Genomic DNA, 23,414 nt, shown 5'->3' on the forward strand with positions numbered 1-23,414 from the left:
AGAACTGTGAGGGAACCATGACCAGGACCGACATCGCGCTACCGCCCGTCGTCGACGCCACGACGTGGGAACACCGGCTCCAGGCGCTGCGAGCCCGGGAGAAGGCCGCGACGCGGGAGCTCGACGCCATCGCCGCCGAGCGCCGCCGCCTGCCGATGGTCGAGATGCCCGACTACACACTCGAAGGCGCGGACGGCTCCGTTCGGCTGGCGGACGTCTTCGAGGGGAAGAGCCAGCTGATCGTCTACAACCACATGTGGTTCACCGGCAAGGAATGGCAGTGCCCGGGCTGTACCGGGTTCACCTCGCAGTACACCCGCCTGGAGTTCCTGGACAACTACGATGCGCGTTTCGTCGTCGTCACCCAGGGACCGATCGATGAGGCACTCGCCTACAAGCAGCGGGTCGGCAACCGGATGGCGTGGTACTCGACCGCGAACAGCCCGTTCGGGTCGGACGTAGGGGCACCGCCCGACGCAGGATTCGCGGTCAACGTGTTCCTGCGCCACGGCGACACCGTCTACCGCACCTGGCACACCGACGGCCGGGGCACCGAGCAGCTCAGCCACAGCTTCGCAATGATCGACCTCCTGCCGTACGGCCGCCAGGAGGAGTGGCAGGACTCACCGGCGGGCTGGCCCCAGTCCCCCACCTACAGCCGGTGGGCGACGTCTCAGAACATCGCCGCGCTCTACGGCCCGGATGCCGGGTGAACGCCCCTGTCACTCACTTACGCCCGTGGCCCTCTCCGCGACAGCTCACGCCTGTCGCAGAGAGAGCGACAACCGGCGCCGCTCCCGGTCGACGTCCACGACCACGACGGTCAGTTGATCGCCGACCTGTACGACTTCCTCCGGCGCCGAACGGGAGCCACCCCGCGCCTGACTCGACGGCTGCGCTGCGCCCGCCGACGCCTCGATGCCCCGGTCGAGCGCCCCGCTCACCTCAGTGCGTGTGCCTGCTCGCAGCTGGGGCCGGCGCGGCGTTCTTGCGCCGCGTCCAGGATGCGTTCGCGGTTGCCCTGGGCGTCCGAGCGCAGGGTCTGAGGCAAACGGTCGGTCACCGCTCTCACTTCAGCGAAACGGACGCAGGCGTCCGTTAGCGTCCGGGATCGGCGGGCGGCTCCGTCCCCACCGGTCCCAGGAGCAGGAGACGACCTTGAAAGCAGTCACGATCCGGGCGTTCGGAAGCGCCGAAGGTCTGGCGGTCATCGACCTTCCGACCCCGGTCCCCACCCGTGGGCATGTGCTGATCGACACCGAGGCGATCGGCGTCGGCGGTGTCGACACCCTGATCCGAAGCGGCGCCTTGGCCGCCTACGGCTTCAGGGAAGGCCATGTCCCCGGCGGCGAAGTGGCGGGCACGGTGACAGCGGTCGGCGACGAGGTCGACATGTCATGGATCGGTCGGCGCGTGTGGGCGTCCACCGGCCTGGGCGGCGGCTACGCGGAGCAGGCCGTCGTCCCGGTCGAGGAGATCCTCCCCCTCCCCGCGGACCTGTCCGCCGCCGACGCGGTGACGCTCGGAAGCTCCGGAGTGGTGGCCCACTTCGCTCTCTCCCACGCCCGCTTCGGCCCCAGCGAGTCGGTGCTGGTACGCGGCGCGGCCGGCAGCATCGGGATCATGGCGGTCCAGCTCGCGGCCGGTGCCGGTGCCGGTGCCGGTGCGGTGGCTGTCACGACATCGTCGGCGAAGCGCGGCGAGCGCCTGCGCAAGCTCGGCGCGACACATGTCCTGGACCGTTCCGGCGCGGGGGACGAGGACGCTCCGGCCGGCTACGACGTCGTCATCGACATCGTCGCGGGTACGGACATGCCCTCGTTCTTCGAGCGGCTCAACCCGAACGGCCGCATGGTGGCCGTCGGCATGGTCGGCGGACCTCCGCCGGCCGACTTCGGGATGAGCATGATGGCGGCGTTCCGGAAGTCCATGTCGTTCGCGACGTTCAGCGCCGACACCGTGAGCGCGCCCGCGCGACGTGCCGTCCGGACCGAACAGTTCGCCGCGGCGGGTCGCGGTGAACTCCGCACGGTGGTGCACGAGTTGCTGCCGTTGGAACAGGCCGTGCTCGCGCACCGCACGATGGATGCGGGCGAGGTGTTCGGCAGGATCGTGCTCGTCCCGTAGCCGGTGGGCCCTGCGGGCGTTCCCGCAGGGCGCGATCGACCTACTTGTTCACCACGGTCAGCGGAAGAAGCTTCTTCCCGGTCGGCCCCACCTGGATCTGGGTGTCCATGGCCGGGCACACCCCGCAGTCGAAGCACGGGGTCCAGCGGCAGTCCTCGACCTCTGTCTCGTCGAGGGCGTCCTGCCAGTCCTCCCAGAGCCAGTCCTTGTCGAGGCCGGAGTCGAGGTGGTCCCAGGGGAGGACCTCCTCGTAGGCGCGCTCGCGGGTGGTGTACCAGTCGACGTCGACGCCGGCGGGGGCGAGGGCCTTGTCGGCGCAGGCCATCCAGCGGTCGTAGGAGAAGTGCTCGCGCCAGCCGTCGAAGCGGCCGCCGTCCTCGTAGACGGCGCGGATGACGGCGCCGATGCGGCGGTCGCCGCGGGAGAGGAGGCCCTCGACGATGCCGGGCTTGCCGTCGTGGTAGCGGAAGCCGATGGAGCGGCCGTACTTCTTGTCGCCGCGGATCTTGTCGCGGAGCTTCGTGAGGCGAGCGTCCGTCTCCTCGGCGGAGAGCTGCGGCGCCCACTGGAAGGGGGTGTGGGGCTTGGGGACGAAGCCGCCGATCGAGACCGTGCAGCGGATGTCGTTCTGGCCGGAGACCTTGCGGCCCTCGGCGATCACGTTCATCGCCATGTCGGCGATCTGGAGGACGTCCTCGTCGGTCTCGGTGGGCAGGCCGCACATGAAGTAGAGCTTCACCTGGCGCCAGCCGTTGCCGTAGGCCGTGGAGACCGTACGGATGAGGTCGTCCTCGGAGACCATCTTGTTGATGACCTTGCGGATGCGTTCCGAGCCGCCCTCGGGGGCGAAGGTGAGGCCCGAGCGGCGGCCGTTGCGGGTCAGTTCGTTGGCCAGGTCGATGTTGAAGGCGTCGACGCGGGTGGAGGGCAGGGAGAGGCCGATCTTGTCCTCGGTGTAGCGGTCGGCCAGGCCCTTGGCGATGTCGCCGATCTCGGAGTGGTCCGCGGAGGAGAGGGAGAGCAGGCCGACCTCCTCGAAGCCGGTCGCCTTGAGGCCCTTGTCGACCATCTCGCCGATGCCGGTGATGGAGCGTTCGCGGACCGGTCGGGTGATCATGCCGGCCTGGCAGAAGCGGCAGCCGCGGGTGCAGCCGCGGAAGATCTCGACGGACATGCGCTCGTGGACCGTCTCGGCCAGGGGGACGAGGGGCTGCTTGGGGTAGGGCCACTCGTCCAGGTCCATGACCGTGTGCTTGGAGACGCGCCACGGGACGCCGGACCGGTTGGGGACCACGCGGGCGATGCGGCCGTCGGGGAGGTACTCGACGTCGTAGAAGGCCGGGATGTAGACGGAGCCGGTCTTCGCGAGGCGGAGGAGGACCTCCTCGCGGCCGCCGGGGCGGCCCTCCGCCTTCCAGTCGCGGATGATCCTCGTCATGTCGAGGACGGCCTGTTCGCCGTCGCCGATGATCGCCGCGTCGATGAAGTCCGCGATCGGTTCCGGGTTGAAGGCCGCGTGGCCGCCGGCCAGGACGATCGGGTCGTCGAGGGTGCGGTCCTTGGACTCCAGGGGGATGCCGGCCAGGTCCAGGGCCGTGAGCATGTTCGTGTAGCCCAGCTCGGTGGAGAAGGACAGGCCGAACACGTCGAAGGCCTTCACCGGGCGGTGGCTGTCCACCGTGAACTGCGGGACCCGGTGCTCGCGCATCAGCGCCTCCAGGTCCGGCCACACGCTGTAGGTGCGCTCGGCGAGGACGCCCTCCTGCTCGTTGAGGACCTCGTAGAGGATCATGACGCCCTGGTTGGGCAGGCCGACCTCGTAGGCGTCCGGGTACATGAGCGCCCAGCGGACGTCGCAGGTCTCCCACGGCTTGACCGTGGAGTTGAGCTCCCCGCCGACGTACTGGATCGGCTTCTGTACATGCGGGAGCAGAGCTTCGAGCTGCGGGAACACAGACTCAGCGACCTGGGCGGCGGCTTCGGCAGGCATCTCGCGGACCTTTGTGAGGTGGCTGGGGGCTCCCCGGCCGGAGGCTGGGGCGGCTCCCCGGCCGTGACCGGGGAGGGTGACCATCAAGCCTAACCCGGTCGGCGGACTCCCCCGTACGTCCGGATCACACCGGCGCCCCGGCCTTGATCGCCGCCCAGGCCCCGGGGGTCTCGGCCTCCACCGCCGCCGCGCGCTGCTCCTCGTGGCCGTAGAGCAGCCCGTAGGTGAACGTGCTCTCCCCGGCCGCGTGGGCCACCGCGGACAGCTCGCGCAGGGTTTCGCGGGCCATGACGCTGTCCTGGTGTTCGCCGAGCAGGGTCTGCAGGGACTTCATGGACTTGAGCAGGGTCTTCGCCGGTCCGCCGAGGGCGGGGCGGGCCGTCTCGGCGGCGTAGCGGGTGCGTTTGGCCTTCTTGCGGGCCTCGTGCAGGCCGAGGTCGCGGTCGTGGCCGGGGGGCTGGGCCATGGCGGTCTCGATCAGGTCGGTGACCTTGGCGAAGTCCTTGTGGACGGCTTTGGCGAGGATCTCCTCGGGGTCGCCGGCGGCGGCCTTCAGCAGGGGCGGGTCGGCGGCGAGGGAGTCGAGGGTGTCGAGGAGCGCCAGGTAGCGCTTGGAGTCGAGGACGCCGAGGAGCCGGCTGCGGGAGCCGCGTTCACTCGCCTCGGCCCAGTGGCGCAGGCGGTCGTCGACGGGGCCGTCGACGAGGGCGGGGGGTACGGCGGCGAGGTCTGCCTTCAGGCGTTCGGCGAGGACCTCCTGGTCGCGGCCGACGCCCAGTTCGCCGGCGAGCCATTTCAGCTCGTCGGCGATCGGGTCGGTGACCCGGCGGTCGAGGACCTTGCCGAAGGTGCGGAAGGTGCTGCGCAGGCGGCGGGTGGCGACCCGCATGTCGTGGACGCCCTCCTCGGTGTCCAGGCGGACGGCCGGGTCGAGCTCGACGACGGCGTCGCGCTGGTCGCGGACGTAGGCCATGACGTGGTCGCCGGCCGTGCGGGGCGCGGCGGGCCCGGTCTTCGGCCGGCGGGGCTTGCCGCCCTTGGTCTCGGCGAGGGCGCGGGCGAGCTTGGACGCGGACTTCGAGGGGCGTACGCCCGCCTTGCCCAATCGTTTCTCCACCTTGTCGAGGAAGGCGGGGTCGCCGCCGTCGGCGAGTTCCACCTCGATCTCGGTCCACTGGGCCTTGCCGTCGCCGCCGAAGAGCCGGTCGGCCCGGACGCGGTCCACGCTCACCTCGGCGAGCAGGGCGCCGTCGGCGTCGACGAGGTGCCGGATGTCGCGGGTGGTGCGCAGCCGGATCACCGGGACCAGCTGCCCCTCGCGGACCCGGGAGCGGGCCAGGGCGGCGAGTTCGTCGGGGAGCGTGTCGGAGAGGGGGGCGTGGATCTCGTCCCGGACGCCGGGGGCGACGGGGAGTTTGAGGTGCCAGCCGGCGTCGCTGCCTCCGCTGCGGCGGCGCAGGGTGACCTTGGCCGAGGCCAGGCGCAGGTCGGAGGTGTCGTGGTAGGTCGCGTCGAGGTCGGCGGTGCCCTTGTCCACGACGTTCGCCACGCCGGCGACGCCGGTCAGGTCGGGCAGGCCGCTGTCCTCGGATTCGTACTTGCGCTCGATTTCACGCTTCGTATCCGCCATGAGTTGAATCTAGTGGTCGGGCCGCCGTAGAGGCAGAGGCCAAAGAGAGTAAATCGCAGGAAAACTGAATTCGTACGGGAGGTGAACAAGCCGTTGTGGCGTGTTCACCTCCCTGGGTTCCCCGGGCGGGGTCGCCTATGCCGACATCGGCCGCTGCACCCTGATCGACTGCAGCAGACCCACCGCCACCCACACCGCGAACATCGACGAACCGCCGTACGACACGAACGGCAGCGGCAGGCCGGTGACCGGCATGATGCCGAGGGTCATGCCGATGTTCTCGAACGCCTGGAACGCGAACCAGGCCACGATCCCCGCCGCCACGATCGTGCCGTACAGCTCGGTCGTCTCGCGGGCGATCCGGCAGGCGCGCCACAGGACGACGCCGAGGAGCACGATGATCAGTCCCGCGCCGACGAAGCCCAGCTCCTCCCCCGCGACCGTGAAGACGAAGTCGGTCTGCTGCTCGGGGACGAACTGGCCGGTGGTCTGCGAGCCGTGGAAGAGGCCCGCGCCGGTCAGGCCGCCGGAGCCGATGGCGATGCGGGCCTGGTTGGTGTTGTAGCCGACGCCGGCCGGGTCGAGGCTGGGGTTGGCGAAGGCGGCGAAGCGGGCGATCTGGTACTCGTCGAGGATGTGCAGCTGCCAGATGGCGACACAGCCGACCACGCCCGCGGCGAGCAGGCCGAAGACCCAGCGGTTGGAGGCGCCGGAGGCGAGCAGCACGCCGAGGATGATGGTCACCATGACCAGGACCGTGCCGAGGTCGGGCATGAGCAGCACGACCATGATCGGGACCGCGGCCAGGCCCAGGGACTGCAGGACGGTGCGGTGGTCCGGGTACTTCTTGTCACCGGCGTCCACCCGCGCCGCCAGTATCATCGCCATGCCCAGAATGATCGTGATCTTGACGAACTCGGCGGGCTGCAGCGAGAACCCGCCGCCGAGGACGATCCAGTTGCGGCTGCCGTTGATGGTGGCGCCCAGCGGGGTCAGCACCGCGAGGATGCCGGCCAGCGAGAGGCCGTAGAGGATCGGTACGGCGTTGCGGAGCTGGCGGTGGCCGACCCAGATGGTGCCGATCATCAGGGCGAGCCCGATGCCCATGTTCATCAGGTGCCGGACCAGGAAGTAGTACTGGTCGCCCTGGTTGATCTCGGTGCGGTTGCGGGTGGCCGAGTAGACCAGCACCGAGCCGAGCAGGGACAGGGCGAGGGCGGCCAGCAGCATCGGCCAGTCCAGGCGGCGGGCGAGCGAGTCCCGGGCGAGGACCCGGGTCCAGCCGGCCCGGGCCGGGCCGTATCCGGAGACGGAGAAGCTGTTGACGCCGGTCATGTGAGCATCCTCCGGCTTCCGCGCTTGCGGGCTCGCCTGCGGGTGTTGCGGTTGCCCGTGGACGGTGAGGCCGTGGTGGCGGCCGGGGTCTGCCCGTCGCCGGTGCTCTTGTCGCCCTGCTGGGAGTAGACCTGGAAGTCCTTCGCCGGGTCCTTGGACACCTTCGGGGAGTCGATCGTGCCGTCCGTGCGGACCTTCGGCAGGCCCTGCTGCGGGGTGTAGAGCAGTGCCTTGTTCTTGTCGACGGAGCCGTCGGCCGAGACACCGTACAGCGCGCTGTAGATGTTGCGGACCGCCTCACCGGAGGCACCGGAACCGGTACCGGCCTGGGCGATGGTCATGATGACCGTGTAGTCCTTGCTGTAGGTGGCCAGCCACGACGTGGTCTGCTTGCCGTAGACCTCGGCGGTACCGGTCTTGCCGTGCAGGGCGATCTTGTTCTGCGGCCAGCCGCCGAACTTCCAGGCCGCCGTACCGCGGGTGATGACGCCCGCGAAGGCCTCGTCCATGCCCTTGAGGGTGGCCTGGGTGACCGGCAGCTTGCGGACCACCTTGGGCTTGATCTCCTGGACGGTCCTGCCGTCGGCGCTGATGATCGCCTTGCCGATGGTCGGCTGGTACTCGGTGCCGCCGTTGGCCACGGCGCCGTAGATCATCGCCTCCTGTATCGGCGTGACGAGGGTGTCGCCCTGGCCGATGGAGTAGTTGATCTCGTCGCCCTCGCGCATCTTGTTGCCTTCGAGGCAGTTCTCGTACTCGATCTTCTCGACGTAGGTGCCGTCCTTCTTCCCGGACTTGCACCAGGCGTCCTTGTTCGCCTTCCAGTAGTCGATCTTCCACTGGCGGTCGGGGACGCGGCCGGTGACCTCGTTGGGCAGGTCGATGCCGGTCTCCTTGCCGAGGCCGAACTGGTGGGCGGTCTTGAAGAAGTAGTCCTTCGGCTCGCCCGCCTTGGGGTTGATGCCGCCGTCCTTCTTCCACTCGCGGTCGGCGAGGCCGTAGAAGACGGTGTCGCAGGAGACCTCCAGGGCGCGGCCCAGGGAGATGTCGCCGAAGTTCTCGCCCTCGAAGTTCTTGAAGACCTGGCCGCCCACCGAGTAGGAGCTGGTGCAGGGGTAGCCGCCGTCCCACGCGTAGCCGGCGTTGACCGCGGCGGCGGTGGAGACGACCTTGAACGTCGAACCGGGGGCCGCCTGACCCTGTATGGCCCGGTTGAGCAGCGGGTAGTCGGAGTTCTTGCCGGTGAGGGCCTTGTAGTCCTTGGCGGAGATGCCGCCGACCCAGACGTTGGGGTCGTAGGTGGGGGCGGAGGCCATGGCGACGATCCGGCCGGTCTTGGCCTCCATCACGATGACGGCGCCGGAGTCGGCCTTGTAGTTCTCGTGGGTGATGCTGTCGTACTGCTTGCGGGCGGCCTTCATCGCCGTGTCCAGCTCGTACTCGGCGACCCGCTGGACGCGGGAGTCGATGCTGGTGACCAGGTTCGAACCGGGCTCGGCGGCATCGGACCTGGCCTTGCCGATGACGCGGCCGAGGTTGTCGACCTCGTAGCGGGTGACGCCCGCCTTGCCGCGCAGTTCCTTGTCGTACTCGCGCTCCAGGCCCGAGCGGCCGACCTGGTCGGAGCGCAGGTACGGCGAGGAGGTGTCCTTGGCCTGCTGGATCTCGTCGTCGGTGACTGGGGAGAGGTAGCCGAGAACCTGGGCGGTGTTGGACTTGCCGGGGCCCGCGTACCGGCGGACGGCCTCGGGCTCGGCGGTGATGCCGGGGAAGTCCTCGGAGCGCTCGCGGATCTGCAGGGCCTGCTTGGCGGTGGCCTCGTCGGTGATCGGGATCGGCTGGTACGGCGAGCCGTTCCAGCAGGGCTGGGGGGTCTTGGCGTCGCAGAGGCGGACCTTCTGCATGACCTCCTCGGGCTTCATCCCGAGGACGCCCGCGAGCTTGGTCAGGACCGCCTTGCCGTCGTCCTTCTGCTTGAGCAGGTCGGTGCGGGAGGCGGAGACCACCAGCCGGGTCTCGTTGTCCGCGAGGGGGACTCCGCGGGCGTCCAGGATCGATCCGCGCACGGCGGGGTCGACGACCTGCTGGACGTGGTTGCCGGAGGCCTCCTTCTGGTACTCGGCGCCCTCGCGGATCTGCAGGTACCACAGGCGGCCGCCGAGGGTGCCGAGCAGGGAGAGGACGAGGATCTGGATGACGACGAGACGGATCTGGACGCGTGGGGTCCGACCGGTCTCGGGAATGTTGGTCACTGGGCTGCCTCCCCCTCTCCCGGCACAAATGCGCGTGCGCGTACGAATGATGAACGATCGACCTGTGAGACCGCGTTCCGCCCCCGTGCACCCGTCCGGGTGAACTCCGCCGTCCTCACAGGCGCTTGACCCCCTTGATGCGGCCGACGCGGACGTTGCGGGTGCGGGCCCTGGCCCTGAGGCTGCCGAGGCCGCCGCGCTGGCCGCCGATGCGCATCCCGGTGCCGGAGGAGATCCAGCCGGAGGAGATGTCGCCGGCCTTGCCGCCGGAGTTGGCCTCGGTGAGCGGGTCGTTGTCGGCGCGGCGGGCCAGGGCCATGACACCGGGGACCACGAACGGGGCGAGCAGCAGGTCGTAGAGGGCGGCCGTGATCAGCAGACTGGTCATGCCGACGTGCCGGGCGGCGGTGTCGCCGACGAGGGCGCCGACGCCGGCGTACAGCAGGGTGGAGCCGACGGCGGCGGCGACCACGACGAGCATCGGGCCGGTCGCGGACTTCAGGCGGCCGTTCTCCGGCTTGATGAGGCCGGCGCAGTAGCCGACGACGCAGAGCACCAGGGCGTAGCGGCCGGCCGCGTGGTCGGCCGGCGGCGCGAGGTCGGCGAGGAGTCCGGCCCCGAAGCCGACGAGGGCGCCGCCCACATGGCCGTAGACCATGGCGAGGCCGAGGACGGTGAGCAGCATGAGGTCGGGGACGGCGCCGGGCAGGTGGAGGCGGGCGAGGACGCTCACCTGGATCACCAGGGCGACGACGACCAGGGCGGAGGAGAGCAGGATCCGGTTGACACGCATGGGGGATTCAGCTCCTACTGCTGCTCGCCGGTGGTGTTGGACGCGTTGGTGCTCGCGTCCGCGGACGGGGTGACCGTGACGGTCACCGTCGGGGTCGGGGTCGGCCTGGGCTTGGCCGGGAGCACCTCGTCGCGCGGGTCCTTCTTCGGTGCCTGGACGACCACGCCGACGATGTCGAGCTTGGTGAAGGACACGAACGGCGTGACGTACAGCGTGCGGGTCAGGCCGCCGTTGGAGGGGTCGACGCTGGTGACCGTGCCGACCGGGACGCCGGGCACGAACGGCTTGTCGCCCTGCGAGCCGAAGGTGACGAGCCGGTCGCCCTTCTTCACCTCGGCCTTGCTGTCGAGGAGTTCGACGCGCAGCGGGCGGTCGCCCTGGCCGGAGGCGAAGCCGAGTTCGTCGCTGCCCTCCATGCGGGTGCCGACGGTGAAGTCGGGGTCGTTGGCGAGCAGCACGGTGGAGGCGTCCGGGCCGACCGTGGTCACGCGGCCGACCAGGCCGTTGCCGTTGAGGACGGTCATGTCACGCTTGATGCCGTCGTTGTAGCCGACGTCGATGGTGACGGTCCAGGAGAAGCCCTGCGCCGACCCTATGGCGATGACCTGGGCGCCCTTGATGCCGTACTGGCCCTCGGCGGCGACGTTGAGCATCTTCTCGAGCTGGCTCAGGCGGCTGCGGTTGCGGTCGTCGCTGCCGAGTTTCGCCTTGAGGGTCGCGTTCTGCTTCTCCAGCCGGGCCAGCCGGTCGTGCCGTTCGCCGGAGTCACGGACGGCGGAGACGGCGTTTCCGACCGGGTCCACCACCGTCGACATGCCGTTCTCGATCGGGCCGAAGACCGCTGCCGCGGCCTGCCGGGCGCCGTCGACCGGGGAGTTCCTGCCACCTCGGATGTCCACCGTGATCAGCGCGAACGCGATGGCGATCAGCAGCACCAGGAGCAGCCGGCTCTCTTTCGTGTCCCTCACGTGCGGCGGCCGTGCCTTCCTCAATAGGAACTTGCGGAGCTTGATTGGGATTGCGGGAGCTTGTGAAGCATGTGGGGGGGGTGGGGGTGCGGAGGCTTGTGGGGGGGGTGGAGAACCCGCCCGGTGCGAGCCTATGCCTCCATATCAACGATCCGCCGTACGAGAGGGGATCATCTCGTACGGCGGAATCGAAGAGTTACGTCATCTGCGCGGCTGGGCGTCCAGGACCTGCTGGAGCGCCTCGAACTCCTCGACGCACTTGCCGGAGCCGAGCGCCACGCTGTCCAGCGGGTCCTCGGCGATGTGGATCGGCATGCCGGTCTCCCGTCGCAGCCGCTCGTCCAGACCGCGCAGCAGGGCTCCGCCGCCGGTCAGAACGATTCCCCTGTCCATGATGTCGCCGGACAGCTCCGGCGGGCACTTGTCGAGCGTGGTCTTGACGGCGTCGACGATCGCGTTGACCGGCTCCTCGATCGCCTTGCGGACCTCGGCGGCCGAGATGACGACGGTCTTGGGCAGGCCGGAGACCAGGTCCCGGCCGCGGATCTCGGTGTGCTCGTCGGAGTCGAGGTCGTACGCGGAACCGATCGTGATCTTGATCTGTTCGGCCGTCCGCTCACCGAGGAGGAGCGAGTACTCCTTCTTGATGTGCTGGATGATCGCGTTGTCCAGTTCGTCGCCCGCGACGCGGATGGACTGGGCGGTGACGATGCCGCCGAGCGAGATGACCGCGACCTCCGTGGTGCCGCCGCCGATGTCCACCACCATGTTGCCGGTGGCCTCGTGGACCGGCAGGCCCGAGCCGATGGCGGCGGCCATGGGCTCCTCGATGATGTGCACCTGGCGGGCACCGGCCTGAGACGACGCCTCGATGACGGCGCGGCGCTCGACGCCGGTGATGCCGGAGGGCACGCACACGACGACGCGCGGCCGGGCGAGGTAGCGGCGCTTGTGGATCTTCAGGATGAAGTAGCGGAGCATCCGCTCGGTGATCTCGAAGTCGGCGATCACGCCGTCCTTCAGCGGGCGCACGGCGACGATGTTGCCGGGCGTGCGCCCGATCATCTTCTTCGCCTCCGCGCCGACCGCCAGAATTCCACCGGTGTTCGTGTTGATCGCGACAACGGACGGCTCGTTGAGTACGATCCCGCGACCCCTGACGTACACCAGCGTGTTGGCGGTCCCGAGGTCGACAGCCATGTCACGGCCGATGAACGACATTGAGTTCCCCATCAGGATTCGTCTGGCCTTCCCGGGAGCTTTTGAGGGCATTTCAGGTCGGCGAAGTGGGTGCTGTGACGTGAAGGCTTACATCGTAGACGCGCCTGCACGAACACTGCGCGAGGGTCTTCGCCATTGTCAGCACGTGTACGGCCGCCTCGCTTGTGGAGACGGTCCGACGGGGCCACTCGTTCCCCCGATCGGCACGCATATGCCGAGGGACGGCCGAAATCGTTCGGCCGTCCCAGGTCACGCAGCTCAGCGGGCTGACGCCTCGTCAAGAACTTCCACGAAAACTCCGTACGGGCCCTTTACGGGGTCCTCGCGACTACGCGCGGCCGGGGAAGAAGATCTTGACCTCGCGCTCGGCGGACTCCTCCGAGTCGGAGGCGTGGATCAGGTTCTCGCGGACGATCACGCCGAAGTCGCCGCGGATGGAGCCGGGGGCGGCGGCGATCGGGTCGGTGGGGCCGGCCAGGGCGCGGATGCCCTCGATGACCCGCTCGCCCTCGACGATCAGGGCGACGGACGGGCCGGCGGACATGAACTCGACCAGCGGCTCGTAGAACGGCTTGCCGACGTGCTCGGCGTAGTGCTGCTCCAGCGTGGCGCGCTCCAGGGTGCGCAGCTCCAGCGCGGTGATCTGCCAGCCGGCCTTGCGCTCGATTCGGCTGATGATCTCGCCGGTCAGGCCCCGACGGACGGCGTCGGGCTTGAGCAGGACGAGGGTGCGCTGGGTCACGGGTGAGCTCCTTCGGTACTGGCCGGGTGCGGTGAGGAGAGGCTACAGGGCTGGTCTGAACGCCCGTCGCACAGTGTCCGGGTCGGTCGCTGCCACCGTCTTCGGGGGCCGCCGCCCCCGACCCCCCGCCTCGGCCCGAACGGCCTCGCCCTCAAACTCCGGACGGGCTGGCAGGGGGTACGGACCAGCCTTCGTCCTCACGCCCCCCGACGGGCTGGGAGGGGGTGCGGACCAGCCTTCGTCCTCACGCCCCCCGACGGGCTCAGAGGGGGTGCGGACCAGCCTTCGTCCTCACGCCCCCCGACGGGCTCAGAGGGAGTACCGGCCGGACCTCGTCCTCACACGCCCAACGGGCCGAGAGGAGGCACCGACCAACCCTCGTCCCCACACACCCAACAGGCTGAGAGGGAGTACCGACCGGCCCTCGTCCCCACGCGCCCGACGGGCTGGGAGAGGGTGCGGACCGGCGTTCATCTCCACACACCCAACAGGCTGGGAGGAGGCGCCGACCGGCCCTCGTCCTCATGCGCCCGACGGGCTGAGAGGGAGTACCGACCGGCCCTCATCCCCACGCGCCCGACGGGCTGGGAGAGGGTGCGGACCGGCCCTCGTCCCCACGCGCCCGACGGGCTGGGAGAGGGTGCGGACCGGCGTTCGTCCTCACGCGCCCGATGGGCTGTCCTGGGTGGGTTGGGTTGTGAAGCGGGCCTTGGCCTCGTCGATCTTTTTTCCGTAGTGGACGGAGGCCCACCACAGGCCGGCGAAGATCGCGCCCATGAAGTACATGGTCGGGACGAAGATCCCGGAGGCGATCAGGGCGATCTGGAGGGCCCAGCCGAGGGCGACGCCGCCGGGGCGGGTGAGCACGCCGCACAGGGCCACGCAGAGGAACATCGCGATGCCGCTGACCAGCCACACCGTGGCGGTGGACAGGTCGGGGTCCTTCATGGCGACCAGGGCGGCGAAGCCGATGACGAAGAACTCGCCGATCAGGGTGGAGGAACAGAGCGTGCGCATGGTCAGGGCCTCCCGAGGAGCAGGCGGGCCTCGCCCACGGTGATGACGGAACCGGTGACCAGCACGCCGCCGCCGGCGAACTCGCCCTCCTCCTCGGCCAGCGTGATCGCGGCCTCCAGGGCGTCGGGCAGCCGCGGCTCGACCTGGACGCGGTCCTCGCCGAACACCTCGACGGCGATCGCGGCCAGCTCGTCCGCGTCCATCGCGCGGTGGCTGGAGTTCTGGGTGACGACGACCTCGGCGAAGATCGGCTCGAACGCCTCCAGGAGACCCTGGACGTCCTTGTCGCCGCTGGCCCCGACCACGCCGATCAGCCGGCTGAAGTCGAAGGCCTCGCCGACCGCCTCGGCGGTGGCGCGGGCGCCGGCCGGGTTGTGGGCGGCGTCGAGGACGACGGTGGGAGAGCGCCGTACGACTTCGAGGCGGCCCGGGGAGGAGACGGCCGCGAAGGCCTTGCGGACCGTGTCGATGGCGAGGGGCTCGGGGCGCTGGGAGCCGACCCCGAAGAACGCCTCCACCGCGGCGAGCGCGACGGCCGCGTTGTGCGCCTGGTAGGGGCCGTGCAGCGGGAGATAGACCTGCTCGTACTCGCCGCCGAGCCCGCGCAGGGTGAGCAGCTGGCCGCCGACGGCGACCTGGCGGGCGACGACGCCGAACTCGAGGCCCTCACGGGCGACGGTGGCGTCCACCTCGACGGCCTTCTTGAGGAGCACCTGCGCCGCGTCGACCGGCTGCTGGGCCAGGATCGCGGTGGCGTCCTGCTTGATGATCCCGGCCTTCTCGCCGGCGATCTCCGCGGTGGTCTCGCCGAGGCGGTCGGTGTGGTCGAGGTCGATGGGGGTGACGACGGCGACGTCCCCGTCGATGACGTTGGTGGCGTCCCAGGAGCCGCCCATGCCGACCTCGACGACGGCGACGTCCACGGGGGCGTCCGCGAAGGCCGCGTACGCCATGGCGGTGAGCACCTCGAAGAAGGAGAGCCGGTACTCCTGCTGCGCGTCGACCAGCTCGACGTAGGGCTTGATGTCCTGGTACGTCTCGATGAACCGCTCGGCGGAGATCGGGGCGCCGTCGAGGCTGATGCGCTCGGTGATCGACTGCACGTGCGGGCTGGTGTAGCGGCCGGTGCGCAGGTCGAAGGCGCCGAGCAGGGCCTCGACCATGCGGGCGGTGGAGGTCTTGCCGTTGGTGCCGGTGATGTGGATCGAGGGGTAGGACCGCTGGGGCTCGCCCAGCACGTCCATCAGGGCGGCGATCCTGGTGACCGACGGCTCCAGCTTGGTCTCGCCCCAGCGGGTGGCGAGCTCCGCCTCCACCTCGCGCAGGGCCCGGTCGACCTCGGGGTCCTCGGGCCGGCCCGGGACGTCGGCCTGTTGCGGGCCGCCCTGGGTGCGCAGGGTGCGGCTGCCGGCCTCGATCACCGCGAGATCGGGGTCACGGTCCGTCTCGGCCGCGACGATGTCGTCGAAGCCGTCCTCGAAGTCGCCGTCGAAGCTCTCATGGGGGTCGCGCGGAGGCAGATCACTCACGGCACCAGTCTACGGAGCCCGGCGGACGCGTGGACGCGACGGTCGCCGGAAGCGCCTGCTCGCACCAGATCGTCTTGCCCGCGGAGGTCTGCCTGGTCCCCCACCGCCGGGTGAGCCGGGCCACCAGCAGCAGGCCCCGGCCGCCCTCGTCGAAGACCCGGGCCCGCCGCAGGTGCGGGGCGGTGCTGCTGCCGTCGGAGACCTCGCAGATCAGCATCCTGGTGTCGCGGATGAGCCGCAGCTGGATCGGGGGGCCGCCGTAGCGGACGGCGTTGGTGACGAGTTCGCTGACCACCAGTTCGGTGGTGAAGGCCAGCTCGTCCAGTTTCCAGGCGGCGAGCTGCTCGGTGGCCAGGGTCCGGGCCCCGGCGACCTGCTCGGGGTCCGCGGGGACCTCCCAGGCGGCCACCTGGTCGCCGGGCAGGGCGCGGGTGCGGGCGAGGAGCAGGGTGACGTCGTCGGCGGGTTCGCCGGTGCGCAGCGCGGCCACCACCCGCTCGCAGGACTCCTCCAGCGGCTCTCCCTCCCCGGCCGCGGTGAGCGCGCGGCGCAGCCGGTCGAGGCCGCGGCTCAGGTCGAGGTCGCGGGAGTGCACCAGGCCGTTGCTGAACAGGGCGAGCGTGGAGCCCGCGGTGAGCTCCAGGTCGGTGGTCTCGAACGGCAGCCCGCCGAGCCCGAGCGGCGGGCCGGCCTGGCCGGGGGCCGGCTCCACCACCCCCTGGGGAGTGATCACGAAGGGCAGCGGATGGCCGGCGCTGGCCAGCGAGCAGTGCCGCGAGACCGGGTCGTAGACGGCGTACAGGCAGGTCGAACCCACCTCGCCGGCCTGCTCGCCGACGCCGTCGTCGAGGTGCAGGACCAGGTCGTCGAGGTGGGTGAGGAGTTCGTCGGGGGGCAGGTCGACGTCCGCGAGGGTGCGGACCGCCGTGCGCAGCCGGCCCATGGTGGCGGAGGCCTGGATGCCGTGGCCGACGACGTCCCCGACGACCAGGGCCACCCGGGTGCCGGACAGCGGGATCACGTCGAGCCAGTCGCCGCCGACGCCGGCCCGGGTGCCGGTGGGGAGGTAGCGGTAGGCGAAGTCGACGCTCGGGCAGTCGGGCAGGCCGTGCGGGAGCAGGCTGCGCTGGAGCGCCAGCGCGGTCTCGCGCTCCCGGGTGTAGCGGCGCGCGTTGTCGATGGCGGTCGCGGACTTCGCGGCGAGTTCCTCGGCGTCGGACAGGTCGTCCTTCTCGAAGGGCGGGGAGTCCCGGGTGCGCCAGAAGACGATCACTCCCATCAGGACGCCCTGTGCCGACAGCGGCGCGGTGATCAGCGAGCGCATGCCGTAGTCGAGGAGCTGTTCGGTGTGGCGCGCGTCGGGAAACCTCGCGCGCCGGGTGACCCGCAGGTCGGCCATGAGGGCCGGGGCGGCTGCGGTGTGCCGGTCGGCACCGGGCGGCGGGTCCACGGCGATCAGGGCTCCGGTGGGGTCCAGCGGGGGGTCGTCGCGGACGCCGCCGCGGGCGACGCGCCGCAGGACGGTCTCGGCGGCCGTCGGTTCCCCGCCGTGCAGCACCGACTCCTCCAGGTCGACGGTGACGAAGTCGGCGAAGCGGGGTACGGCCACCCGCACCAGTTCGTCGGCGGTGCGCCCCACGTCCAGGGTGTTGCCGACGGCGGTGCTGGCGTCGTAGAGCAGCCGCAGTCGGCGGTGGCTCTTCTCCAGCGAGCCCGCCATGGTGTTGAACGCGGTCTCCAGCTGCCCGATCTCCCAGCGCCCGGAGGGCGGCACCCGGGCGCCCATGTCCCCGGCGGCGAGCCGGGTCGCGAAGCGGGCCATCCTGCGCACCGGCCAGACGATCACCCGGGTCACGTAGGCGCCGTAGGCGACGATCAGCAGGACCGCCGCGCCGACGCCGACGGACGCGGCGATCGTCAGCATGCGCATCCGGGCCTCCAGCGCGTTCTCGCGCCGGCTGATCGCGACGCGCTCGTCGTGGATGTAGCGGGAGAACTGGCCCCGGAGCGTGTCGAGCCGCTGCTTGCCCTCCAGCGTGCGCGCCGTGCTGCTCGCGTCGGGATCGCCGCGCCGGGCCTCGGCCACGAGCGGGACGGAGTAGTCGTCGATGAAGGACTGGCCGGACCGCTGGATCTGCCGGGCGAGCTGCCGCTGGCCGGAGGAGGTGCTGACGTCCACGAGCCGCCGCGCCTGTGCGGGGAACGCGGCCCGGGCGGTCCGCCAGGGTTCGAGGAAGGCGTCCTGGCGGGTGATGACGTAGCTGCGCTGACCGCCCTCCATGTCGAGGACGGTGCCCTGGACCACGCCGATCTGATCCAGGGCGGGCCGGCCGCTCCGGGCGGAGAGCAGGGAGTGCTGGGCGTCCGCGATCGCCAGTACCAGTATCAGGAAGACGAGGCCCACGAGTACGGCGAGCAGGCCGCCCGCACCGGCCGTCAGGGGGACCAGTCCCCGGTGCGGAGGCGTCCTCGTCCGGCCCCTGAGCTGCATGTGGGCGTTCCCTCCGCCGCATGGCACCAAAACGGATCATTACGGTCATGTTCCTACTTCTGGATTGTAGGGCGACGGCCGGACGGCGCTTCGCGACCCGGGAAACGCGCGCAGGCGCCCGGCGGCCCCGTGGAAGGGGGCTGCCGGGCGCCTGCGGAACGCGGTGCGGCTACGCCTGCGGGAGGCGGTCCAGCTGGGTCCCGATGCGGGCGATGTCCTCGTCGGCCTTGGCGAGCCGGGTACGGATCTTCTCGACCACGTTGTCCGGGGCCTTCGCCAGGAACGCCTCGTTGCCGAGCTTGCCGGTCGCCTGGGCCTTCTCCTTCTCGGCGGCGGCGAGGTCCTTCGCGAGGCGCTTGCGCTCCGCGGCAACGTCGATGGTGCCGGAGAGGTCGAGGGCGACCGTGGCGCCGGCCACCGGGAGGGTCGCGGTCGCCGCGAAGGCGTCGCCCTCGGGCTGCAGGCGCAGCAGCTGGCGGATGGCCGCCTCGTGCGGGGCGAGGGCCGTACCGTCCAGCGTCAGGCGGGCCGGGACCCGCTGGCCGGGCTGCAGGCCCTGGTCGGCGCGGAAGCGGCGGACCTCGGTGATGACGGACTGGAGGCTCTCGATCTCCCGCTCCGCCGCCTCGTCCCGGAAGCCGCTGTCGGCCGGCCAGTCGGCGATCACGACCGACTCGCCGCCGGTCAGCGTCGTCCACAGGGTGTCCGTGACGAACGGGACGACCGGGTGGAGCAGCTTCAGGGTGACGTCGAGGACCTCGCCCAGGACGCGCCGGGAGACCTCGGCGCCCCGGCCGCCCTCCAGGAACGTCGTCTTGGACAGCTCGACGTACCAGTCGAAGACCTCGTCCCACGCGAAGTGGAAGAGGGCGTCGGAGAGCTTCGCGAACTGGAAGTCGTCGTAGAACGCGTCGACTTCGGCGACGGTCTCGTTGAGGCGGGACAGGATCCAGCGGTCCGTCGCCGACATCTCGGCCGGGTCCGGGAGCGGGCCCTCGACGGTCGCGCCGTTCATCAGGGCGAAGCGGGTGGCGTTCCAGATCTTGTTGGCGAAGTTCCGGGACGCCTGGACCCACTCCTCGCCGATCGGGACGTCGGTGCCGGGGTTGGCGCCGCGGGCCAGGGTGAAGCGGACGGCGTCGGAGCCGTACTTGTCCATCCAGTCCAGCGGGTCGACGACGTTGCCGAAGGACTTCGACATCTTCTTGCCGCGCTCGTCGCGGACCAGGCCGGTCAGCGCGATGGTGTGGAAGGGGACCTCGCCGTCCATGGCGTAGAGGCCGAACATCATCATCCGGGCGACCCAGAAGAAGATGATGTCGTGGCCGGTGAGCAGGACGTCGGTCGGGTAGAACTTCCGCAGGTCGGCGGTCTGTTCGGGCCAGCCGAGGGTGGAGAACGGCCACAGGCCGGAGGAGAACCAGGTGTCCAGGACGTCGGTGTCCTGCTTCCAGCCCTCGGCCTCGGTGCCGGGCGGCTCCTCGTCGGGGCCGACGCAGACGACCTGGCCCTCGGGGCCGTACCAGACCGGGATGCGGTGGCCCCACCACAGCTGGCGCGAGATGCACCAGTCGTGCATGTTGTCGACCCAGTCGAAGTACCGCTTCGACATGTCCTCGGGGTGGATCTTCACCCGGCCGTCGCGGACCGCGTCACCGGCGGCCTTGGCGAGCGGGGCGACCTTGACCCACCACTGCATGGACAGGCGCGGCTCGACGGTGGTCTTGCAGCGCGAGCAGTGGCCGACGCTGTGGACGTAGGGCCGCTTCTCGGCGACGATCCGGCCCTGCGAGCGGAGCGCGGCGACGATCGCGGAGCGCGCCTCGAAGCGGTCGAGTCCCTCGAACGGGCCGTGGACGGTGATGACCGCCCGCTCGTTCATGACGGTGATGGACTCCAGACCGTGGCGCTGGCCGATCGCGAAGTCGTTCGGGTCGTGGGCCGGGGTGACCTTGACGGCGCCCGTGCCGAACTCCGGGTCGACGTGGGTGTCCGCGACGACGGGGATGGTGCGGTCGGTCAGCGGGAGCTTGATGCGCCTGCCGACCAGGTGCTTGTAGCGCTCGTCGTCGGGGTGGACGGCGACGGCGGTGTCACCGAGCATCGTCTCCGCACGCGTGGTGGCGACGACCAGGGTCTCGTCGCCCTCGCCGTACTTGATGGAGACCAGCTCGCCGTCGTCCTCCTGGTACTCCACCTCGATGTCCGAGATGGCCGTCAGACAGCGCGGGCACCAGTTGATGATGCGCTCGGCGCGGTAGATCAGCTCGTCGTCGTAGAGCTTCTTGAAGATGGTCTGGACGGCCTTGGACAGGCCCTCGTCCATGGTGAAGCGCTCGCGGTCCCAGTCGACGCCGTCGCCGAGCCGGCGCATCTGGCCGAGGATCCTGCCGCCGTACTCTTCCTTCCACTGCCAGACGCGCTCGACGAACTCCTCGCGGCCGAGGTCCTGGCGGGACTTGCCCTCCTCGGCGAGCTGCTGCTCGACCTTGTTCTGGGTGGCGATGCCGGCGTGGTCCATGCCGGGCAGCCACAGCGACTCGAAGCCCTGCATGCGCTTGCGGCGGGTCAGCGCGTCCATCAGCGTGTGCTGGAAGGCGTGGCCCAGGTGCAGGGAGCCGGTGACGTTGGGCGGCGGGATGACGATGGTGTACGCGGGCTTGTCGCTCTTGGCGTCGGCCGCGAAGTAACCGCGCTCTACCCAGCGCTCGTACAGCGGCCCCTCTACGTCGGCCGGCGCGTACTGGGTCGGCAGTTCGGTGCTGGGCGCTGTGGGCTGCTGCTGAGCATTCTCGGTCACGGGGCCCAGTTTAGGGGTGTCTCAGGGCTGTCCCGAAACGCGTTTGTTCCGTAACGGTGGGCACCCCCGCGCCATGAGTCCGCTGTGCCTGCGCCAGGATGTCAGGAACACATAAGCATCTGGAGGGGAACCCAGAGATGAGCTACAACCAGCCGGGCCCGTACGGCGCGCCGCCGCCGCAGCAGCCGGGACCGTACGGGCAGCAGCCGGGCCCGTACGGCCAGCAGCCGCAGCCGCCCCAGGCGCCCCAGCCCGGCTACGGCTACCCGCAGCAGGCTCCGCCGCAGCCGGGTTACGGCCAGCCGCCGCAGCCCCCGCAGCCGGGCTACGGCTACCCGCCCCAGGGCGTTCCCCCGCAGGACAACCCGTACGGCCAGCAGCAGCCGCCCTACGGCCAGCCCCCGTACGGCCAGCAGCCCTACGGCGTGCCGCAGCCGCCGCCGGGCGGCGGGAAGAAGAAGACGGGGCTGGTCATCGGGGCGGTCGCCGTGGTGGCGGCGATCGGCGTCGGGGCGTACTTCGTGCTCGCCGGGAGCAGCGGCGCGGGCGGCATCAAGGACGACGGCGCGCACAAGCTGACGACGCCGGCGACGGTCATCGACGGGACGTACAAGAAGTCGGACAACGCCGACTCCTCGGACGGGCTGACCGACTCCGACGTCTCGGACTTCGAGAAGATGGGCGTGAAGAACCCGAAGGCCGTCAGCGCCGTCTACGGGAACGGCTCGGGCCTGACGACGAAGAGCCTCTCGTTCGCCGGGGTGTACGGGACGATCGACGACCCGGAGGCCGTCGTCGACGCCATGTTCGCCAAGGTCAAGTCCGAGTCCGAGAAGAGCGGTTCGTCGGACCGGAGCAAGCTGGTCGGCAGCCCCGAGGCGGTCGAGCCGGCGGGCTTCACCAACGGCGTCATGAAGTGCCAGGTGGTGCAGGTCGACAACAGTTCCGCCGCCTCCGCGGGTGAGCCGAAGACCCTCAAGTCGCCCATGTGCATCTGGGGCGACCACAGCACCGTCGCCATCGTCTCGGCGTTCAGCTTCGCCAATCTGGCCGGGAGCGAACGCAACCTGGTCGCCGACAACGCGGAGATCGCGGCCAAGCTGCGGAACGAGGTCCGCGTCAAGCTCTAGCGGCGAACGACGGAAGGGGCCCCGGTCACGGTCGACCGGGGCCCCTTCCGTCGTTCGTCGTACGGGGGTTACGCCGACTTCTGCTCCCCCGCGCCCCGGCCGCGCGCGTCGCGCGGGATCAGGGTCGGGTTGACGTTGGAGTGGACGACGTCGGCGGTGATGACGACGCGGGCCACGTCCTTGCGGGACGGGACCTCGTACATCACCGACATGAGGACCTCCTCCATGATGGCGCGCAGGCCGCGCGCGCCGGTCTGGCGGAGGATGGCCTGGTCGGCGATGGCCTCCAGGGCCTCGCGCTCGAAGTCCAGCTCCACCCCGTCGAGTTCGAAGAGGCGCTGGTACTGCTTGACGAGCGCGTTGCGCGGCTCGATGAGGATCTGGAGCAGGGCCTCGCGGTCCAGGTTGTGGACCGAGGTGATGACCGGGAGGCGGCCGATGAACTCCGGGATCATGCCGAACTTGACCAGGTCCTCGGGCATGACGTCCTCGAACTGGTCCTTGGACTGCAGTTCGCGCTTGGAGCGGATGGTCGCGCCGAAGCCGATGCCCTTGGCGCCCGCCCGGGACTCGATGATCTTCTCCAGGCCGGCGAACGCACCGCCCACGATGAACAGCACGTTCGTCGTGTCGATCTGGATGAACTCCTGGTGCGGGTGCTTCCGGCCGCCCTGCGGCGGGACGGAGGCCGTGGTGCCTTCGAGGATCTTGAGCAGGGCCTGCTGCACACCCTCGCCGGAGACGTCGCGCGTGATCGAAGGATTTTCGCTCTTACGGGCTACCTTGTCGATCTCGTCGATGTAGATGATCCCGGTCTCGGCCTTCTTGACGTCGTAGTCCGCGGCCTGGATCAGCTTGAGGAGGATGTTCTCCACGTCCTCGCCCACGTAGCCGGCCTCCGTCAGCGCGGTGGCGTCGGCGATCGCGAACGGCACGTTCAGCATGCGGGCCAGGGTCTGCGCGAGGAGCGTCTTGCCGGAGCCGGTGGGGCCCAGCAGGAGGATGTTCGACTTCGCCAACTCGATGGCGTCGTCGCGGCCTTGGGCGCCGCCGTTCTCCCCTGCCTGGACGCGCTTGTAGTGGTTGTACACCGCGACCGAGAGGGCCTTCTTGGCGGGCTCCTGGCCCACCACGTAGCCCTCGAGGAACTCGTAGATCTCGCGGGGCTTGGGGAGTTCCTCCCAGCGCACCTCGCTCGTCTCGGCGAGTTCCTCCTCGATGATCTCGTTGCAGAGATCGATGCACTCGTCGCAGATGTACACACCGGGCCCTGCGATGAGCTTCTTGACCTGCTTCTGGCTCTTGCCGCAGAACGAGCACTTGAGCAGATCGCCGCCGTCACCGATGCGTGCCACGGTGTGCTTCCCCTTCGCCTGGGAGACGCCTGGA

At 70.3% G+C, this 23,414-nt stretch carries 17 protein-coding genes; 3 read left to right on the top strand and 14 right to left on the bottom strand.

Annotated elements, in window-relative coordinates; all coding sequences use genetic code 11:
• Nucleotides 1-17: 17 nt before the first annotated feature.
• Complete coding sequence (locus ACGF5O_RS05205) at nucleotides 18-713, top strand: DUF899 domain-containing protein (protein WP_393808559.1); 696 nt, start codon at nucleotides 18-20, stop codon at nucleotides 711-713.
• 45 nt (nucleotides 714-758) lie between these two features.
• Here the strand turns inward: ACGF5O_RS05205 and ACGF5O_RS05210 are convergent, their stop codons facing one another.
• Entirely contained in the window at nucleotides 759-944 is a 186-nt protein-coding gene (locus tag ACGF5O_RS05210) for a S1 RNA-binding domain-containing protein (RefSeq protein ID WP_393808560.1), read from the bottom strand.
• Nucleotides 945-1,158: 214 nt separating this feature from the next.
• On the opposite strand from ACGF5O_RS05210, the gene ACGF5O_RS05215 reads away from it, so the two are divergent.
• On the top strand, nucleotides 1,159-2,127 hold the full coding sequence (locus ACGF5O_RS05215; RefSeq protein ID WP_393808561.1) for a zinc-binding dehydrogenase: 969 nt from the start codon (nucleotides 1,159-1,161) through the stop codon (nucleotides 2,125-2,127).
• Nucleotides 2,128-2,167: 40 nt separating this feature from the next.
• Here ACGF5O_RS05215 and ACGF5O_RS05220 read toward each other — a convergent pair whose 3' ends face one another.
• The 12 genes from ACGF5O_RS05220 to ACGF5O_RS05275 form a co-directional block, all read right to left on the bottom strand.
• A complete protein-coding gene (locus tag ACGF5O_RS05220; protein ID WP_393808562.1) occupies nucleotides 2,168-4,117 on the bottom strand; it encodes a TIGR03960 family B12-binding radical SAM protein in 1,950 nt (649 codons plus the stop codon).
• 124 nt (nucleotides 4,118-4,241) lie between these two features.
• Nucleotides 4,242-5,747, bottom strand: coding sequence for a CHAD domain-containing protein (locus ACGF5O_RS05225; protein WP_393808563.1), 1,506 nt, complete (start codon nucleotides 5,745-5,747; stop codon nucleotides 4,242-4,244).
• A 135-nt stretch (nucleotides 5,748-5,882) separates the two neighbouring features.
• The gene (gene rodA, locus ACGF5O_RS05230) at nucleotides 5,883-7,082 is read right to left on the bottom strand and encodes a rod shape-determining protein RodA (protein ID WP_393808564.1); all 1,200 of its coding nucleotides are present in this window, start codon (nucleotides 7,080-7,082) and stop codon (nucleotides 5,883-5,885) included.
• The gene (gene mrdA / locus ACGF5O_RS05235) at nucleotides 7,079-9,334 is read right to left on the bottom strand and encodes a penicillin-binding protein 2 (RefSeq protein ID WP_393808565.1); all 2,256 of its coding nucleotides are present in this window, start codon (nucleotides 9,332-9,334) and stop codon (nucleotides 7,079-7,081) included. Before mrdA ends, rodA begins: the two co-directional genes overlap by 4 nt.
• A gap of 115 nt (nucleotides 9,335-9,449) precedes the next feature.
• The gene (gene mreD, locus ACGF5O_RS05240; RefSeq protein ID WP_393808566.1) at nucleotides 9,450-10,127 is read right to left on the bottom strand and encodes a rod shape-determining protein MreD; all 678 of its coding nucleotides are present in this window, start codon (nucleotides 10,125-10,127) and stop codon (nucleotides 9,450-9,452) included.
• A gap of 14 nt (nucleotides 10,128-10,141) precedes the next feature.
• Nucleotides 10,142-11,095: a rod shape-determining protein MreC gene (gene mreC, locus ACGF5O_RS05245; protein ID WP_393808567.1), complete on the bottom strand. Its 954-nt coding sequence runs from the start codon at nucleotides 11,093-11,095 to the stop codon at nucleotides 10,142-10,144.
• 201 nt (nucleotides 11,096-11,296) lie between these two features.
• Nucleotides 11,297-12,316 carry a rod shape-determining protein gene (locus ACGF5O_RS05250; RefSeq protein WP_004001297.1) on the bottom strand — a complete coding sequence of 340 codons (1,020 nt, stop codon included), beginning with the start codon at nucleotides 12,314-12,316 and terminating at the stop codon, nucleotides 11,297-11,299.
• A 328-nt stretch (nucleotides 12,317-12,644) separates the two neighbouring features.
• Nucleotides 12,645-13,058 (bottom strand): nucleoside-diphosphate kinase, encoded by a 414-nt coding sequence (gene ndk, locus ACGF5O_RS05255; RefSeq protein ID WP_093503045.1) that lies wholly within the window; start codon nucleotides 13,056-13,058, stop codon nucleotides 12,645-12,647.
• A 660-nt stretch (nucleotides 13,059-13,718) separates the two neighbouring features.
• A complete protein-coding gene (locus tag ACGF5O_RS05260; protein ID WP_393808568.1) occupies nucleotides 13,719-14,075 on the bottom strand; it encodes a DUF4233 domain-containing protein in 357 nt (118 codons plus the stop codon).
• Between the two features lie 2 nt (nucleotides 14,076-14,077).
• The gene (locus tag ACGF5O_RS05265; RefSeq protein WP_393808569.1) at nucleotides 14,078-15,604 is read right to left on the bottom strand and encodes a bifunctional folylpolyglutamate synthase/dihydrofolate synthase; all 1,527 of its coding nucleotides are present in this window, start codon (nucleotides 15,602-15,604) and stop codon (nucleotides 14,078-14,080) included.
• Nucleotides 15,597-18,095 (bottom strand): SpoIIE family protein phosphatase, encoded by a 2,499-nt coding sequence (locus tag ACGF5O_RS05270; RefSeq protein ID WP_393808570.1) that lies wholly within the window; start codon nucleotides 18,093-18,095, stop codon nucleotides 15,597-15,599. The genes ACGF5O_RS05265 and ACGF5O_RS05270 overlap by 8 nt, the downstream gene beginning before the upstream one ends.
• 169 nt (nucleotides 18,096-18,264) lie before the next feature.
• Nucleotides 18,265-20,895, bottom strand: coding sequence for a valine--tRNA ligase (locus tag ACGF5O_RS05275; protein WP_393808571.1), 2,631 nt, complete (start codon nucleotides 20,893-20,895; stop codon nucleotides 18,265-18,267).
• A gap of 137 nt (nucleotides 20,896-21,032) precedes the next feature.
• Here ACGF5O_RS05275 and ACGF5O_RS05280 point away from each other — a divergent pair, with 137 nt between their 5' ends.
• Nucleotides 21,033-22,025 carry a hypothetical protein gene (locus tag ACGF5O_RS05280; RefSeq protein WP_393808572.1) on the top strand — a complete coding sequence of 331 codons (993 nt, stop codon included), beginning with the start codon at nucleotides 21,033-21,035 and terminating at the stop codon, nucleotides 22,023-22,025.
• Between the two features lie 68 nt (nucleotides 22,026-22,093).
• On the opposite strand, the gene clpX is transcribed toward ACGF5O_RS05280, so the two are convergent.
• Entirely contained in the window at nucleotides 22,094-23,380 is a 1,287-nt protein-coding gene (gene clpX / locus ACGF5O_RS05285; protein WP_093503035.1) for an ATP-dependent Clp protease ATP-binding subunit ClpX, read from the bottom strand.
• Between the last annotated feature and the right edge of the window lie 34 nt (nucleotides 23,381-23,414).

Origin of the sequence: Streptomyces sp. NPDC048291, assembly GCF_043201715.1 — a bacterium.
Lineage (GTDB): Bacteria > Actinomycetota > Actinomycetes > Streptomycetales > Streptomycetaceae > Streptomyces.